The sequence below is a fragment of the Mycobacterium sp. NGS59 genome (assembly GCF_059812345.1).
In genome coordinates, this window is record NZ_JCALCN010000030.1 from 30,662 (window position 1) to 46,435 (window position 15,774).

A 15,774-nucleotide genomic window follows, 5' to 3' on the forward strand; every position below is an offset into this window, starting at 1 on the left:
CGTGACGGCGGTGGCATTCCGGAAGATGCGTTTCGACATCGACGAATCGGTGCCGTTTCGATGGAACACCGCCAATCCCGCTGCGGCGTTGATGTCCAACCTGATCTCGTTTTTCGCGGTCGGGTTCGAGCGCTACATCGTGCTGGTCGTCAAAGACGCGCTCAAGGTCATCGACGACGCGGACCTGCGGGCCGAGGCCGAAGTCTTTCTCGCCCAAGAGGCCCAGCATTCGGCCGCGCACCGTAAGCACGTTAACTCGCTCATCGCGCAGTATCCCGCGCTCGCAGACACCCTCGACGACGTCATCACGTCCTATGAGGCTTTGTATGCGGCCCAACCGCTGAAGTTCCATCTGGCGTACATCGCCAGCCTGGAGGCCACCTTCCCGCCGCTGTTCACCTTCATGATCGAGAAGCGAGATGTGTTGTACGACGGGGACTCTCGGGTGGCTTCGCTGTTTCTGTGGCACTACATCGAGGAGATCGAACACCGGAGTTGCGCCGACCTGATCTTCGACGGCGTGGTGGGCAGCAGATGGTATCGGCTGCGGTCTCTGCGTACCTCTATGGCCCACGTCAGCAAGATCGCGACGCTGATCGCCGACGGCATCGCCGCGGCGGTTCCGGCCGAAGACATCGGAGTCCCGCCCGAAGTGGCCACCGTCGCGGTGTGGAGCATCGAACTTCGGCAGCACCTGCCCGTCGTCGGCAGGTACTTCAAGCCGGGATACCACACCACCTTCCGGGACATCTCGGGCTGGCGGCTATTGAAACTCGTTGCCGGACTTGTTCGTTCGCAGTGGCCGACGCATCATCCCGCCGACGAAAAGGTGCCGGACTGGTTCCACACCTGGATGGCCAGCCACGCGGCCGGCGAAGACATGGCGCACTACTACGGCAGGGCCGCGAGCTAGCCTGTCACGCCGGCACCGCCCGCGGCACATTGCGCGGCGTGCCGTCGGCTCGCAGGAAGCCGCCGGTGCGCTCGCGGCCCAGGATCTCCGTCGGCTGCCCGTCCCGGAACAGCGCCCGGCCGGAGACGAACACCGCCTGAACCGTCTCGTCGTTGCGATTCACCATGCGCGAAAGTCCGCCGTAGGCTTCGACATTGGCCTCGTGATAGGAATCCAGCGACTCGTCCAGACGCTTGGGGTCCAAGATCACCAGATCGGCCCAGTCGCCCACCCGCAGGTGGCCGGCATCCAGTCCGTACCAGTCGGCCAGTTCGCCGGTCAACCGGTGCACGGCCTGCTCGGGCGACAGGAACGGCCGGCCCGCCTTTTCGGCATCCCTGACGTGGCGCAGCAGACGCAGACCGGAGTTGTAGAACGCCATGTTGCGCAGATGCGCCCCGGCGTCCGAGAAACCGATTTGCAAGCCCTCCATCCGCGCCAGCCGTCGCAGCATCGTGGGCCGGTGATTGGAAATCGTTGTGCGCCAACGGACGGCGGTGCCGTGCTCGAGTACCAGATCGAGGAACGCGTCGACCGGATGCAATCCACCACGGTCGAGGCCGACCTGGCCGAACGACTTGCCGACCACCGACTCGTCGGGGCAGGCGACGATCTCGGCGTCGAAGAAGTCCCGGTGCCACGCGCGCGGACCGAACTTGGCGTCGTAGTCCTTGCGGAATTGGCGGCGGTACTCCTCGTCGCGCATGAGTGCGTTGCGTTCGACTTCGTCCTTGAGGTGCAGCGCGGCGGCCCCCGCCCCGAATTCCTCGAACACCACCAGGTCGATCCCGTCGGCGTACACCTCGAACGGCACCGGCAGGTGCTGGAAGCGGAAGTCGCCACCGAACCGGTTCACGACGGCCGCCAGGAAGCTGGTCAGCCACACGCTGCCCGGCGCCGACTTCATGTCTGCGGCGGCCAACAGGCTGGTCTTGAGGTGCGGCCGGCGGATGCCGAGGGACTGCAGCGCCTGCGACACGATGTTCTGCGGGTGGCTGATGTCGGGACCCGATTGCAGGGCCCGGCCGGTGCGGCGCAGCAGGTTCTTCAGGCGCCGCAGTTCGCGGCCCTTGGCGTACGTCGAGGGCAGCGTGCGCGACCGGCAGGTGTCACCGTCGATCTTGTCGAAAAGCAGTTGCTGCGAAGACATCCCGAGGAACCCGGCGTCCAGCGCCTCGGTCAGCATCCGTTCCATCTTGTCTTGCTCGGCGGCGGTGGGCCGCACGTCGTCGCGCGTCGACCGGTCCAGGCCCATCACCGCTGTCCGCATGTCGGAGTGCCCGATGAAGGCCGTCACGTTGGGGCCCAGCGGCAGCGACTCCAGCGCGTCGATGTACTCACTCGCGTTCGTCCACGACTTGTGCTCGCCGACGATGCGGACCACGTGCTCGTGCGGGATCGCCTCGACCCGGCCGAACAGGTCGGCGGCTTCGCCGGCGTCGACATGGATGGTCGACAGTGAGCACGATCCCATGACGATCGTGGTGACGCCGTGGCGCACCGACTCGGACAACTCAGGTGCGGCCAGCACTTCGGCGTCGTAATGGGTGTGGATGTCGATGATGCCGGGGATCACCCACTTGCCTTGCGCGTCAATCACATCGGGGCAACCGTCGGTGTCCAGCGGTGCCGCCGACACGGCGACCACCCGGCCGTCCCGGATGCCGATGTCGCGGGTGGCCGACGGCGCTCCGGTGCCGTCGAACCACCTGCCGTTTGCGACCACTGTGTCGAAAGTCAATGTGCTCACCTCACTCGAGTGGACAGCTTACCGATACCGTCCAAGCACGGCGCTGCGGCTACTGCGGCGTTGTTTCCGGCTGCCGGGCTTTGGCCAGCTCGGAGGTGAGCGTGGGCGCGACCCAGCGGCGCAGATAGGTCCTCAATACTTCGCCGGTTCGCGGGGGACGGCCCGGGTCGATCATGAACGACTGCAATATCCGCAGCATGTATTCGGCGAGATCGTCGAGATCGTCGTCCTGGACCCCGACGTCCGCCCAGTCGACGTCCAGGCCCGCCAGGATGCCGTGGCCGAATTTGATGCCCATCTCCGAGGTGACACCGGTTGAGGCCTTGGTGAAGTTGTGCACCAGCATCAATTGCACGTGCCGATCGTTCGGTAGCCACTCCAGTGTGAAAGCCAGGCTTTCCACCAGCGCGTCGACGGGATCGGTCATGCCGGCCAGGTGTTCGGCCAGCCGCTCCAGGAACCTCATGCCGGAGCGGGTGGCGGCGGCCTCCACGAGTGTGTTGGTGCCGGGGAAGTAGTTGTAGACGGTCTGACGGGAGACGCCCAGCGTTCGTGCCACGTCGGCAATCCGCATGTCCCCACCACGCTGGTCGATAGCCTGGCTGGCCGCGTCGAGGATGCGTTCGATCGCCTCTTCGTCGGTCGCGGGCTTGGCACCGCCCCAGCCGTGGGTGCGCATGGTTGAGACGTTACGGCCTCGGCGGGGCGTGTTTTCAGGCGGTGCGCTCCGCCTTCAGGTCGATTTCGTTGAGGGCGCGTTCGGCGTCGATCCGGTATTCGCGGACCTGGGCGCGGGTGCGTCGCCGGATCGGCATCATCACGCTACGGATGTTGCAGTCTGCTTGCGGCGCGGCGACGACCCGAGCTGATCCGGTGGGCCGGCTCAGGGTGGGAAACAGCAGCCGGCTCCCGGGGCGGGTCGCATAGGTATGCCCGGTCGGAGCGGTCCAGATGATGGTGCCGTCTGGTAGTTGCCGGTCCCGCCACCCGGGTGGCCCGATCCAAAAGGTCTTGAGCAGGTGATGTTTTCGGCACAGACAGCGCAGCACGGACGGGTGGGTGGACCCGAACGGGTAGGCGATGCCATGGTCGAGGTCGCAGCCGACGGCAGGCCGGTCGCAGCCGGGAAAACGGCAGGTCATGTCACGGCAGCGCACGAAGCGGGCCATCGCAGCGGGAATGCGGTAGCCGGGCGCGGCTTCGGTGGGATGGGTCAGGGGCAAGGCCTTGGCGCCGGCCGCGATCAGCTCCGCCAGCAGTGAGGCGGGCACGGTTTGTCCGGCGATGATCTGCCCGGACGGTCGCCACAGCGTGGGTGGTTCGGGATCGGGCTTGGGCACCGCGCGAAGCGGGTTGTCCGGGTCGATCGGCGTCAGCGGTATCTCACCGTGGATTTGAGGGTCGGGTTCGGCGTCGAGGGAGGCGGCGTCGGCGACGACGTGGATGACCACCGCCTCCGCGCGGGCGTCGGACACTTTGGCAGGGCAGTCGGCGTCCTCACAGCAGCACGCCAGCCGGTCACCACCGGCGGCCAGTGTGCCGAGCGCGTCGGCCCGGCGCTGGCCCAGCGTGCGCGGATCATCGGCACACACCTGCCGTGCCATGTCATCGAGGCGGCGGTCCAGCACCGCGGCATCGGTGGCCAGCAACGATCCCCACAGGTCGGCGGTGCCGTCGTCACCTGGTCTGATCACCACGTCCCGGCCGCGGGCGCTGTCGCGGTAACGCCGTACCGCGACGGGGTCGTAGCGGTCGATGATGGCGTCGATCGCCCGTGCGGTCTTCGACGACGAGAGCGGCCCGTAATGCAACGCGTCATTTGCCAGGATCGCGTCCACCACGCCCAGCACGGTGGGGTCTTTGATCAGGCTGGTGTGCCAGAGGATCGTGCTGACGAGCCGCAGACTCAACCGGCCTTGACCGAACAACGCGGCGACCGCCGGAAGCCGCTGGTGCAGTTCCATGGCCTGATACATCTGGCTGGAGGCCAGATTGTGGCTGATATTCAGCGCGGCGCCGATCTGGGCGGCGATCGCGTCCCAATGGTCGCAGGACCAGCGCCCGGTGGCAGTGGGTCCAGGGGCGTGACGCTCCACGAGCTCGGCGATGGCCGCGAACCGCCGTGCCGCCTCGACGGCTTCGTCCCGCGTGGCGGCGTCCATGATCGACACCAACGTGGCGTCATCAGCGCCCTTCAAGTCATCGAACATACTTTCGAATATAGCGATCTCCACCGACAAGTGGCGGCAGGTCGACACCGGATGTGGATGAATCGCCATGTGTGGATAAACCAGCGACGAGTAGCGTCGTCCGAGTGGATTACGCCTCGGCCTACCTCGGGGAGACCCGTGCGTTCGGGGAGCTGATCCGCGGCGCCAATCAGTCCACGCCGGTGCCGACCTGCCCCGGCTGGAGCATCGACCAACTTTTTCGCCATGTCGGTCGTGGTGACCGCTGGGCCGCGCAGATCGTGCGTGACCGGATGGACAGCTTTCTGGATTTCCGCAGCGTCGAGGGCGGCAAGCCGCCGCCGGGCCTCGATGACGCGATCTCCTGGCTGAACGGCGGTGCCCGACTCCTGGTCGATGCCGTCGATCAGACGGGCGCGGAGACGCAGGTGTGGACCTTCCTCGGGCCGCGGGCCGCACGTTGGTGGATCCGCCGCCGGCTGCACGAGAACGTTGTGCATCGCGCCGATGCCGCGATCGCGATCGGCAGCACCTTCACGCTGGACGCTGCCGTGGCCGCCGACGGCATCGACGAATTCCTCGAGCGCATCGTGATTCGGGCCGGAAGCGACGGTGCGCCAATGCCACTCGAGGACGGCGACACCGTGCACCTGCACGCCACCGACCCCGGATTGGGTGAGGCCGGCGAATGGACGGTCCGGCTGCGCGAAGGTCAGATCGCGTGGTCACACGAGCACGGCAAGGGCACGGTGGCGTTGCGCGGCGGCGCCACCGATTTGCTGCTCGCGATGACCCGCCGAGTCGCGCTGGCCGACACCGGAATCAACCTCTTCGGCGACGACGCCGTATGGCAACGATGGCTTGATCGCACCCCTCTCTAGACTTGCAGGCCATGACCACTTCGGAGATCGCAACCGTTCTGGCGTGGCACGACGCCCTCAACGCCGCTGACATCGAGACGTTGGTCAGCTTGTCCAGTGACGACATCGATTTCGGTGACGCCCACGGCGGCGCGCAGGGTCACCAGGCCCTGCGTCAGTGGGCGGGCTCCCTCGCCACGACGGCGGAGCTGGGCCGGATGTATGTGCGCGACGGTGTGGTGGTGGTCGAGCAGACGATCAACGGTCGCAAGGACGGTGCAGCCATCACCACGAATGCGTCGGCGTTCCGGGTGGTTCGCGACCACGTGACCTCGGTGTTCCGACACGAAGATCTGCAGTCGGCGCTGGCGGCGACCGAACTCACCGAAACCGATCGGGTCGACTGAGCATGCGTGGAATCATCCTGGCCGGCGGTTCGGGCACCCGCCTGCACCCGATCACCATCGGAATCAGCAAGCAGCTGCTGCCGGTCTACGACAAGCCGATGATCTACTACCCGCTGTCCACACTGATGATGGCCGGCATCCGCGACATACTTGTGATCACCACTCCGCATGACGCGGCCGGTTTCCGTCGGCTGCTCGGGGACGGTTCGCAATTCGGCATCAACCTCAGCTGGGTGACGCAGGACAGCCCGGACGGACTGGCGCAGGCTTTTGTCCTGGGAGCCGACCACATCGGCAATGATTCGGTGGCATTGGTGCTGGGAGACAACATCTTCTACGGTCCGGGCTTGGGAACCCGCCTCAGTCGTTTCCAAAACGTCTCAGGCGGAGCGGTTTTCGCGTACTGGGTCGCCAACCCGTCGGCTTACGGTGTGGTGGAATTCGATGCTGGTGGCATGGCGGTGTCGTTGGAGGAGAAGCCACAGACGCCCAAGTCGAACTATGCGGTGCCCGGCTTGTACTTCTATGACAACGACGTGATCGAGATAGCCAAGGGCCTGAAGAAGTCGGCGCGTGGCGAGTACGAAATCACCGAAGTGAACCAGATCTATCTGAACCGTGGTCAGCTTTCGGTGGAGGTGATGGCGCGCGGGACGGCGTGGCTTGACACCGGGACATTCGACTCGCTGCTGGACGCCTCCGACTTCGTCCGCACACTGGAACTGCGGCAAGGACTGAAAGTCAGTGTGCCCGAAGAGGTTGCGTGGCGACGGGGCTGGATCGACGACGGGCAGCTGGAGCAACGGGCCCGCGCGCTGACCAAGTCCGGATACGGTGGTTATCTGCTGGAGTTGTTGCAGCGCAGCTAGTTTCGCTGCTGAACAACTACTGGCGGTAGCTGGTCAAGAAGTTGCCCAACCGCTCGATGGCCGACGCGAGGTCACGTGCCCACGGCAGGGTCACGATTCGCAGGTGATCCGGTGCGGGCCAATTGAATCCGGTGCCCTGGGTGACCAGGATCTTCTCCTGCAGCAACAGGTCGAGGACGAGCTGCTCGTCGTCGTCGATGTCGTAGACCTCGGGGTCGAGCCGCGGAAACGCATACAGCGCACCCTCGGGCTTGGTGCAGGACACCCCGGGGATCTCGTTGAGCTTGTTCCACGCGACGTCGCGCTGCTCGAGCAGCCTGCCGCCGGGCAGCACCAGATCGTCGATGCTCTGATATCCGCCCAGCGCAACCTGAATCGCGTGCTGCGCAGGGACATTCGGGCACAGGCGCATGTTGGCCAGCAGGCTGATCCCCTCGATGAAGCTGCTGGCGTGGTCCTTGGGACCGGTGATCGCCAGCCAGCCGGCGCGGTATCCGGCGACCCGGTAGGCCTTGGACAGGCCGTTGAAGGTCAGGCACAACATGTCCGGCGCCAGCGTCGCGAGACTGGTGTGCTTGGCGTCGTCGTAGAGGATCTTGTCGTAGATTTCGTCGGCGAGCAGCAGCAACTCGTGTTTGCGTGCCAAAGCGACCATCTGCGTGAGGATTTCGCTGCTGTAGACCGCCCCGGTCGGGTTGTTCGGGTTGATCACCACCAGCGCCTTGGTGCGCTCGGTGATCTTCGACTCGATGTCGGCGATATCCGGCTGCCAGTCCTGGGTCTCGTCGCACAGGTAGTGCACCGGGGTGCCACCCGCCAGCGACGTCGACGCCGTCCACAGCGGGTAGTCGGGAGCGGGGATCAACACCTGGTCGCCGTTGTCCAGCAACGCTTGCAGCGTCATCGTGATCAACTCGGAGACGCCGTTCCCGAGATAGACGTCGTCGACGTCGAATTTCGGGAAACCGGGGACCAGTTCGTAGCGGGTGACCACCGCGCGACGGGCCGGCAAAATGCCCTTGGAGTCCGAATAACCCTGCGCATACGGCAGCGCCTGGATCATGTCGCGCATGATCACGTCGGGAGCCTCGAACCCGAACGGCGCCGGATTGCCGATGTTGAGCTTGAGGATTCGGTGCCCCTCGGCTTCCAGCCGGGCGGCGTGCGCGTGCACCGGACCGCGGATCTCGTACAGGACATCCTGCAACTTGGACGACTGCGCGAACGCGCGCTGCCGGTGATGGCCGGAGGTGTGCGCGGTGAATTGGTGCGTAGTCACGTCACCCATGCTGCCATCGCTGTCCACTGATATTTGCTGATCGGTGTCAAACCGTGATCAGCGCTTACCGGGCGGACGCGCGCCCTTGGCCAGTCCGAGGCCCTTGACCGGCGCGGCGGGAGTCGCCGGGGCAGCCGGCTCGCCGTTGGACGGCGCCGACGGCTCCGACTCGGACTTTGCTTCGGGTTCGGGTTCGGGTTCGGGTTCGGCTTCGGGTTCGGGCTCGGCGGGCGTGGCGGGTTTGGCGGCCGGGCTCTTCTTGGCGCCGGGCCGCTTGGCGCCGGCCGCTATGCCCAGGCCCTTGACCGGTGCCTCGGGTTTCGACGGCTTGGCCTCCTCAGCCGTGGGCGCCTCGCCACCCCCGACCGCCGCGTCTTCGGTCGGCGCTTGCGGCTTCGCCGGCCCAGGACGCTTGGCTGTCTTCTCGCCGGGACGCTTGGCGCCGGCGGCCAGACCCAACCCCTTGACCGGCGCGGCGGGTTTGGGGGGTTCGCCTTCCTTGGGTTCGGACGCCTTGGTCGCTTCCGGCTCTGCCGGCGTGGCGGCCGTCTTCTTGGCGCCGGGCCGCTTGGCGCCAGCTGCCATGCCCAGCCCCTTGGCCGGTGCTGTCGGGGTTTCGGTTTTCGAAGGCGCTTCGGCTGTAGTGGCGGCCGGGGCTGCCGTCTTCTTGGCGCCGGGCCTCTTCGCCCCACCGGCCATGCCCAGCCCCTTGACCGGCGCTGCCGCGGCCGGCTTCTCGGCGGGGGCCTCGGCCGGTTCTTCGGCCTCGGGCTCGGCCTCGACCGGAGCGGCGGGGGCAGCGGCTTTGGGCTCCGCCTTCTCCACTTTCGCGGCCCGCTCTTCGGCTTCTTTGGCTGCGGTGCCCTTCTCCGGCAGTTTCACGCTGTCGCGGTCGATCGACCCGAGCAGTACCTGAGCCACGTCGAGCACCTCGACGCCGCTGCGGCCCGCTTCTTCCTGCCGGTCGTTGACACCGTCGGTCACCATCACCCGGCAGAACGGGCATGCGACGGCGACGGTGCTGGCATTGGTGGCCAGCGCCTCGTCGACGCGCTCGTGGTTGATGCGCTTACCGATGTGCTCTTCCATCCACATCCGCGCGCCGCCGGCGCCGCAGCAGAAGCTGCGCTCGGCGTGCCGCGGCATCTCGGTGAGGGTGGCTCCCGCGGCGCCGATCAGCTCGCGCGGCGCTTCGTAGACCTTGTTGTGGCGGCCCAGGTAGCACGGGTCGTGGTAGGTGATTTCCTGGGACACCGCATTCACCGGCACCAGCTTGTCGTCGCGTACCAGCCGGTTCAGCAATTGGGTGTGGTGCAGCACGGTGTAGTTGCTGCCCAACTGCCGGTATTCCTTGCCCAGGGTGTTGAAGCAGTGCGGGCAGGTGACGACGACCTTGCGGTCGACGGTCTCCACACCTTCGAACACCCCGTCGAGGGTTTCGATGGCCTGCTGGGCCAGCTGCTGGAAGAGGAACTCGTTGCCCGAGCGGCGCGCGGAATCGCCGTTACACGTCTCGCCGGTGCCCAGCACCATGAACTTCACTCCGGCGATCGAAAGTAGTTCGGCGACAGCCTTTGTGGTCTTCTTGGCTTTGTCGTCGTAGGCACCGGCGCAGCCGACCCAGAACAGATACTCGTAGCCTGCGAAGCTTTCGACGTCCTCGCCGAACACCGGGACGTCGAAGTCGACCTCGTCGATCCAACTGGTGCGCTCAGAGGCGTTCTGCCCCCACGGGTTGCCCTTGTTCTCCAGGTTCTTGAACAACACCGACAGCTCGGACGGGAACTCCGACTCCATCATCACCTGATAGCGCCGCATGTCCACGATGTGATCGATGTGCTCGATATCGACCGGGCACTGCTCGACGCAGGCGCCGCAGGTTACGCAGGACCACAACACATCCGGGTCGATGACACCGCCCTGCTCGAGGGTGCCGACCAGCGGCCGCGTCGCCTGCTCGGGTCCGGAGCCCATGATGCGGCCGAAGCCGGACTCGGGGACGTGATGTTCCTCGGCGTGCTTTTCGCCGCGCACTTCTTCGCCGATGCCCCCTTCCGGGGTGCTCTCCAGCGGACTCGGCTTCTCGCCAAGGATGTAGGGCGCCTTGGCCATCCAGTGGTCGCGCAGGTCCATGATGACGAGCTTGGGCGACAACGGCTTGGCGGTGTTCCACGCCGGGCACTGCGACTGACAGCGCCCGCACTCGGTACAGGTGGCGAAGTCGAGCATGCCCTTCCAGGTGAAGTCCTCGATCTTGCCGCGGCCGAATTCGGCGTCGTCGGGCGGGTTTTCGAAGTCGATCGGCTTGCCGTCGGCCTCGATCGGCAGCAGCGGACCCAGCCCGTCGGGCAGTCGCTTGAACGTGACGTTGATCGGCGCCAGGAAGATGTGCAGGTGCTTGGAGTTCAGCACGATCACTAGGAAGACAAGCGCAACCGCTATGTGAGCCAGCAGCGCGACGGTTTCGATCCATTCGTTGACCGGTACGCCCAACGGGCTCATCAGTGCGCCCATGGCATGGGAGAAGAACGCGCCGCCCCCGTAGGGCAACGTTCCGGTGACCGCCGACGCGCCACGGAAGATCGCGAAGGTCAAGATGACCAGGAAGATCATGAACAGGATCAGCCAGGCGCCGCCTGTGTGTGAGCCGTAGAACCGTGACGAACGACCATATTCCTTTGGCTCGGAGCGCAACCGGATGATCGAGAACGTGATGATGCCGGCCAGGACGCTGAGCGCAATGAAGTCCTGCAGGAAGCCCAGCGCGTTCCAGCGGCCGACGATCGGGATGTGGAAGTGGGAGTCGAAAAGGGCGCCATAGGCCTCGACGTAGACCGTGGCCAGGATGAAGAAGCCCCACATTGTGAAGAAGTGCGCCAGTCCGGGGATGGACCACTTGAGCAGTTTGCGTTGTCCGAACACTTCGGAGATCTGCGCCCAGACGCGGGTACCGATGTCGTCGGTTCGTCCGGTGGTCGGCTGTCCGGACATCACCAGCCTGTACAGCCACCAGACGCGTCGCAGAGCCAGCGCGGCTACGATCGCGGTCATACCCAGGCCCACAACGAGCCTGATGATGGTCTGGTGGTCCACGGAAGGTCACCTCATTCATCGTCACTCAGAAGGGCAGCAACGCGTTAGAGGCGCCTTTGCTGCTTAACCAGCCCATACTGACACCTTTGTGGCATGCGCCGCGAGAAAGGCAAACCTAAGTTTGCGCAGATCACCAGCCCGGAGGGGCTGCGGTGTGATCAGACAAACAACCGGCGGCTCATGGTTCCGGGACCAACATCGCGCGCAGCATCGAGAGCATCTCGGAACGTGACCCCGCGCCGAGTCGGCGGCGGATGCGGGCAACGTGATGCTCGACCGTCTTCGCCGAGATGAACAGCTGGGCGCCGATGTCGCGGTAGGGCATGCCCAACAGCAATAGTTCGGCGACTTCGCGTTCGCGGTCCGACAACGGGGAACCCGACGGGGGCTGACGCGGCGCCGACATGGGCTCGGCGGTGTGCGCCGGCTCGCCCGCGCCGGCTAGCGGCTCGCTGAAACCGGTTCCCAGCTTCAGGTCCCGCGCGAGTTGGAGCATCGCGCCCGAGACCCGGGCATCGGGTGTTCGCAGGGCCGCCTGGCCGGCCAGCCTGGTCGCATCCGAGGTCAACCCCACGTGGGAAAGGGCCCGCGCGGCCGCGGTGACCTCGTCGGCGTCGACGTGATCGGCCAGGACGCGCAGCCAGGTTCGGCCGGCCGCGGAAAGTGCTTGTGCGAGAGAGCTGTACGGTGCCGCCGTGCTCAATGCCTGCCCGTGTGGTGCGACGGATTCCGGCGAGTTGGCCAGGATCGCCGCGTGTACGCCGGCCCAGTGCAGCGAGTTCGACCACAGCGCAGGGTTTCCGAGCGAACTGAGCAGCATGAAAGCCTGATCCAGGCTGTGTTGCAGTTGGTCGACGTGTCGCATCCGCGCGGCTGCGACCCATAATTCGCCCAATGGGAGTAGGCCGAACAGGTCGAGGGAGTATTCGGCCAGCACCTCCATCGCGTTGTACCAATTCTTTTGCAGCGCACCGGTATCGCCACTGCGTCGAGCGATCGCGGTTTGTAAGGCACCGGCCCACAACGCATCCCGCCGGTTCAGATCCCCCCCGACGGTGGCCGCGGCGACGTCGGCGCCGGCTGATGCCAGTTGTCCTTCCTGCATCTTGATCCACCCGCACAACAGCAGGTGTCGACGTCGGAACAGCACATCGCCCCCGGCGCGGACGGCACGACCGATCACGCTGTGTGCGCGCACCGGATCGCCGCCGTGGATGGCGGCCAGGGTGACCAACGCGGCCCGACTGTCCGGAAAGGCACCGCTGATGGAGTGTTCGACGGCGATGGCTTGACTGAGCTTTGCCATCGCAGTGGGGTACGGCTGTTCCAAGGTCAACAGCAGACCTTCCGCCAGACTGCGTGAGGCACGCGCGGCCATGTTCGGCGGTCCGGCGTCTTTGAGCTGCAGCGCGGCGCGAGCTGTCGTCAGGTCACCGGTCCCGGTCAGCACGATCGTGGCCGCAGCCGCCACCACGGCGTCCGGGTACGGGCCGAGCCAACCGAACAGGTCCGCTGCCTGCGCAGAGTTGCCGTTTTGCGTCGCGACGCTGGCCGCGATCCGCACCGCCGCCGCGCGTTCGGCGGCATCGGGTGAGGCGAGCAGACCATCGGCCAACGCCGCAGCCGCGGCACAGTCCCCGGTTTCGACGAGCGCGTCTGCCAGACGGGGCTTCAGCCCTTCGGCCCCCGCTTGGACCGCCGCCCGGTAGAGCCGCGCTGCATGGGCGGAATCGGCGTGCGTGTCGGCGGCATGTTGGATGAGGATGCCAGCCAGGCGTTCGTCGCGGAGTCCATGTTCGGCCAGCCGCAGTGCCAGACCCGGCGTGACCGTCGAGATGTCGAGTTGTGAACGCAGCAGCGAGGATTCGACCTCCCGGTGGTGCGCGTTGCCGACGATCTGGGCTACCGCGTCGTGCACAAGTTGCAGAAACGCGGGCGGGTGCGACGGCTGGGCGAGCCCGCTGGCCCGGGTTCGGTCGACGAGGATTCGGGCGTCCGCCATCGAAATACCAAGCGCTGCAGCCACATCGGCAGGTCCCAGCTCCTGGGCCAAGGACATGATGAGCAGCGTGTCCAGTGCGGGCTCGTCGATTCGTCGCAGCCGCTCGGCAAGCGCCAGTCGAGCCGATTGCTCTGGCGACCCATCGCCGTCGGACACCGCGTGGAGCAAGAGGGGCAGACCAGCGGTGCAATCCAGCAAGTGCTGGTCGACAGGTACCGGACCCAGGGAGATACGCGGTCGGTCGCGCTCGATTGCCATCGCCAGCGACCGCAACGCCGGCCGGTGCTCGTGGGTTTCGGCGGTGGCGACGACGGTCGAGTGTCTGTCGGTGACTCGATCAGTCAGTTGGCGCAACTCGGTATCGGTAAGCAGATGGGCGTCGTCGACGAGCAGCGCCGCGTCAGGTGGGTCGTCGTCGCGGGGCGGGCGGGAGAGTGTCGGGACTCCGGCGCGCTGCAAGGCGTCTTTGACGGCGCTCAGCGTGGTGGTCTTGCCGCTGCCGATGCCGCCCGCCACGAAGGCTCGCACCGGGACAGTCGAGGCATCAGCGACATCATCGATCAGCATGCGCGCGGGTCGCGGGATGTGGGTCCGGTAGTCGGTCATGGATGCGTCGTCCACCCCCTATGTCCCACCGTGGTCAGCAGCGGTTTCCTCACCATAGCCGCTTATTGCCCCGTAACCCCGGTAATCCCCTAACGTCACATCCCCTAACGATGGCGTGGGGCGGGCGGGATTCGTACCGAACACGCGAGTCGGTGTAACCGATAGCATCTGGCTAACGCAGGATTCAGGTGGGCCGGGGCGGCAAGGAGGTGCGTGGTGGCAAACTCGTTGCTCGACTTCGTCATCTCCCTGGTGCGTGACCCCGACGCCGCGGCGCGCTACGCCGCGAACCCTGCTCAAGCCATCGCCGACGCCAATCTGACGGACGTGACCAGCACTGACGTCAACAACCTCATTCCGATGGTGTCGGATTCGCTGTCGATGTCCGGTCCCGCTGTCGGAGCTCCGGTCGCCGATCACGGCAACGTCTGGGCAAGCGGGGCAGCGACGGCCGCCTTCGATGCGTTCACGCCCCACATCCCCGCCCCTGCGGTGCATGACCAGGCCCCGGTCAGGGGTGTCATCAGTCATTCGGTTGTGCCTGAGCCAGGCGATGTGCCGGCGAGTCCCCAGCCCGCGGGCATCGGTCAGCACGAGCCGTCGGCGCTGTTCAGCGGAGGTGATTCGGCGCATATCGGCTTCGAACATGCGGCGTTCCCGGTGAGCGACCCCGGTATCTGGGATCACGCGATCATTCATCCGGATGCCCATCCCCACGACGGCCAGCCCGATCATCACGACTTCGGCATCCACGGCTGATTACTTACCCCCGTCTGCGCCGTCAGAGATGGCTGTTGACGTGCGCAAACGGTTGTCAGTAGGGCGGTATCCGGGCTCGGGATAGGGAGCCCGAAATTCCCCTAACCCCCTAATGGGGTAGCCCCCGGTATCCCGATAAGTCTCCAACAGGCTGGGGGAACTGACCCCGATTTGCTGAGCCCACAAAATCCATACGGTTTATGACAGAGCGCCGGTCACTTCGGCGAATGCTTCACGGTTTCGATTGAAGGGAAACAACAATGACCTCGCTTGTCGACTACATCCTTAGCCTGTTCCGCAACGAAGAGGCGGCGCGGTCATTTGTCGCCGCTCCCGGACAGGCCATGACCAGCGCCGGACTGGTCAACGTGTCCCCGACCCAGATCTCCTCGGTGGCCGCAGACGCGGTGCCTGGCCTGAACATCTCCTCGGACGACCCGATTGGCGGGTTGCAACAGGCGGTAGCGGTTCAACACGGCTTTGCACCGCCGACTTTCGCGGGCCCGGATGCCGGCCCAGTTTTCGGTGCCGCCGCGCCGATCGTCGGCGACGCCGGCGTCGTGGCGAACGACGTCGGGTTCATCGCTACCGACGCTGCGCTGGCTGCCGGCGACGTCGGCTTCGGAGTGGCCAACGTCGTCGCGGCGGATGCCGGACTTGTCGGGCCGAACGTCGTGGGTCCGGTCGTGGGTGCTCCCGGACTGCCCGTTGTCGGACCGACGGGCGGATTGGTGGCCGGAGCGGGTGTGGGCGCTCAGGCCGGTCTGGATGTCGAGTTCGGCGTGCAAGCCGGAATTGGTGCCGGTGTCGGTCTCGGCGTGGGGACCGGAGTCGGTGTGGGCGCGCAGGCCGGCGTCGGTGTCGGCTTTGAAGTAGAAGCGGGATTCAACGCGCAGGCGGGTGTTGTCGGCGGAATTGGCGGACAGGCCGGTGTTGGTCTCGGTGGCGGCATTGGCGGCGGATTGGGCGTCGGTGGCGGCATCGGTGCTGGCATCGGTGGTGCCGTGG

12 protein-coding genes are annotated in these 15,774 nt (G+C 66.1%); 6 read left to right on the plus strand and 6 right to left on the minus strand.

Annotation, left to right across the window (positions count from 1 at the left end; translation table 11 throughout):
• Position 1 precedes the first annotated feature (1 nt).
• Positions 2-913: a metal-dependent hydrolase gene (locus AC5Y46_RS23215; RefSeq protein WP_499993299.1), complete on the plus strand. Its 912-nt coding sequence runs from the start codon at positions 2-4 to the stop codon at positions 911-913.
• A 4-nt stretch (positions 914-917) separates the two neighbouring features.
• On the opposite strand, the gene AC5Y46_RS23220 is transcribed toward AC5Y46_RS23215, so the two are convergent.
• Genes AC5Y46_RS23220 through AC5Y46_RS23230 form a run of 3 tightly spaced genes read right to left on the minus strand, consistent with a single transcriptional unit; the run spans position 918 to position 4,912 of the window.
• A complete protein-coding gene (locus AC5Y46_RS23220) occupies positions 918-2,693 on the minus strand; it encodes an N-acyl-D-amino-acid deacylase family protein (RefSeq protein WP_499993300.1) in 1,776 nt (591 codons plus the stop codon).
• A 58-nt stretch (positions 2,694-2,751) separates the two neighbouring features.
• Positions 2,752-3,381, minus strand: coding sequence for a TetR/AcrR family transcriptional regulator (locus tag AC5Y46_RS23225; RefSeq protein WP_499946606.1), 630 nt, complete (start codon positions 3,379-3,381; stop codon positions 2,752-2,754).
• A 34-nt stretch (positions 3,382-3,415) separates the two neighbouring features.
• Positions 3,416-4,912, minus strand: coding sequence for an HNH endonuclease signature motif containing protein (locus AC5Y46_RS23230; RefSeq protein ID WP_499993302.1), 1,497 nt, complete (start codon positions 4,910-4,912; stop codon positions 3,416-3,418).
• Between the two features lie 104 nt (positions 4,913-5,016).
• Between AC5Y46_RS23230 and AC5Y46_RS23235 the strand changes: the two genes are divergently transcribed.
• The 3 genes from AC5Y46_RS23235 to rfbA are packed head-to-tail and all read left to right on the plus strand — an operon-like array spanning position 5,017 to position 7,027.
• Complete coding sequence (locus tag AC5Y46_RS23235) at positions 5,017-5,772, plus strand: maleylpyruvate isomerase family mycothiol-dependent enzyme (protein ID WP_499993305.1); 756 nt, start codon at positions 5,017-5,019, stop codon at positions 5,770-5,772.
• Between the two features lie 11 nt (positions 5,773-5,783).
• A complete protein-coding gene (locus AC5Y46_RS23240; protein WP_499993307.1) occupies positions 5,784-6,158 on the plus strand; it encodes a nuclear transport factor 2 family protein in 375 nt (124 codons plus the stop codon).
• Between the two features lie 2 nt (positions 6,159-6,160).
• A complete protein-coding gene (rfbA, locus tag AC5Y46_RS23245; RefSeq protein WP_499993309.1) occupies positions 6,161-7,027 on the plus strand; it encodes a glucose-1-phosphate thymidylyltransferase RfbA in 867 nt (288 codons plus the stop codon).
• A 16-nt stretch (positions 7,028-7,043) separates the two neighbouring features.
• Here rfbA and AC5Y46_RS23250 read toward each other — a convergent pair whose 3' ends face one another.
• The 3 genes from AC5Y46_RS23250 to iniR all read right to left on the minus strand — a co-directional run bounded on the left by AC5Y46_RS23250 (position 7,044) and on the right by iniR (position 14,007).
• Positions 7,044-8,333, minus strand: coding sequence for a pyridoxal phosphate-dependent aminotransferase (locus AC5Y46_RS23250; protein WP_499993312.1), 1,290 nt, complete (start codon positions 8,331-8,333; stop codon positions 7,044-7,046).
• Between the two features lie 30 nt (positions 8,334-8,363).
• Complete coding sequence (locus AC5Y46_RS23255) at positions 8,364-11,357, minus strand: (Fe-S)-binding protein (RefSeq protein WP_499993324.1); 2,994 nt, start codon at positions 11,355-11,357, stop codon at positions 8,364-8,366.
• Positions 11,358-11,577: 220 nt separating this feature from the next.
• Positions 11,578-14,007 (minus strand): isoniazid response ATPase/transcriptional regulator IniR, encoded by a 2,430-nt coding sequence (iniR, locus tag AC5Y46_RS23260; RefSeq protein WP_499993314.1) that lies wholly within the window; start codon positions 14,005-14,007, stop codon positions 11,578-11,580.
• Between the two features lie 216 nt (positions 14,008-14,223).
• Here iniR and AC5Y46_RS23265 point away from each other — a divergent pair, with 216 nt between their 5' ends.
• A complete protein-coding gene (locus tag AC5Y46_RS23265) occupies positions 14,224-14,766 on the plus strand; it encodes an Rv0340 family IniB-related protein (protein ID WP_499993316.1) in 543 nt (180 codons plus the stop codon).
• Positions 14,767-15,026: 260 nt separating this feature from the next.
• Positions 15,027-15,774: IniB N-terminal domain-containing protein (locus tag AC5Y46_RS23270; RefSeq protein WP_499993320.1), on the plus strand; the 748-nt coding region annotated here is incomplete at its 3' end.

Bases quoted from the DNA above. Each gene is read 5' to 3' on its own strand.
- AC5Y46_RS23225 (WP_499946606.1), bottom strand. From the start codon at position 3,381: ATGCGCACCCACGGCTGGGGCGGTGCCAAGCCCGCGACCGACGAAGAG.
- AC5Y46_RS23230 (WP_499993302.1), bottom strand. From the start codon at position 4,912: ATGTTCGATGACTTGAAGGGCGCTGATGACGCCACGTTGGTGTCGATC.
- AC5Y46_RS23240 (WP_499993307.1), top strand. From the start codon at position 5,784: ATGACCACTTCGGAGATCGCAACCGTTCTGGCGTGGCACGACGCCCTC.
- rfbA (WP_499993309.1), top strand. From the start codon at position 6,161: ATGCGTGGAATCATCCTGGCCGGCGGTTCGGGCACCCGCCTGCACCCG.
- AC5Y46_RS23255 (WP_499993324.1), bottom strand. From the start codon at position 11,357: ATGACCGCGATCGTAGCCGCGCTGGCTCTGCGACGCGTCTGGTGGCTG.
- iniR (WP_499993314.1), bottom strand. From the start codon at position 14,007: ATGACCGACTACCGGACCCACATCCCGCGACCCGCGCGCATGCTGATC.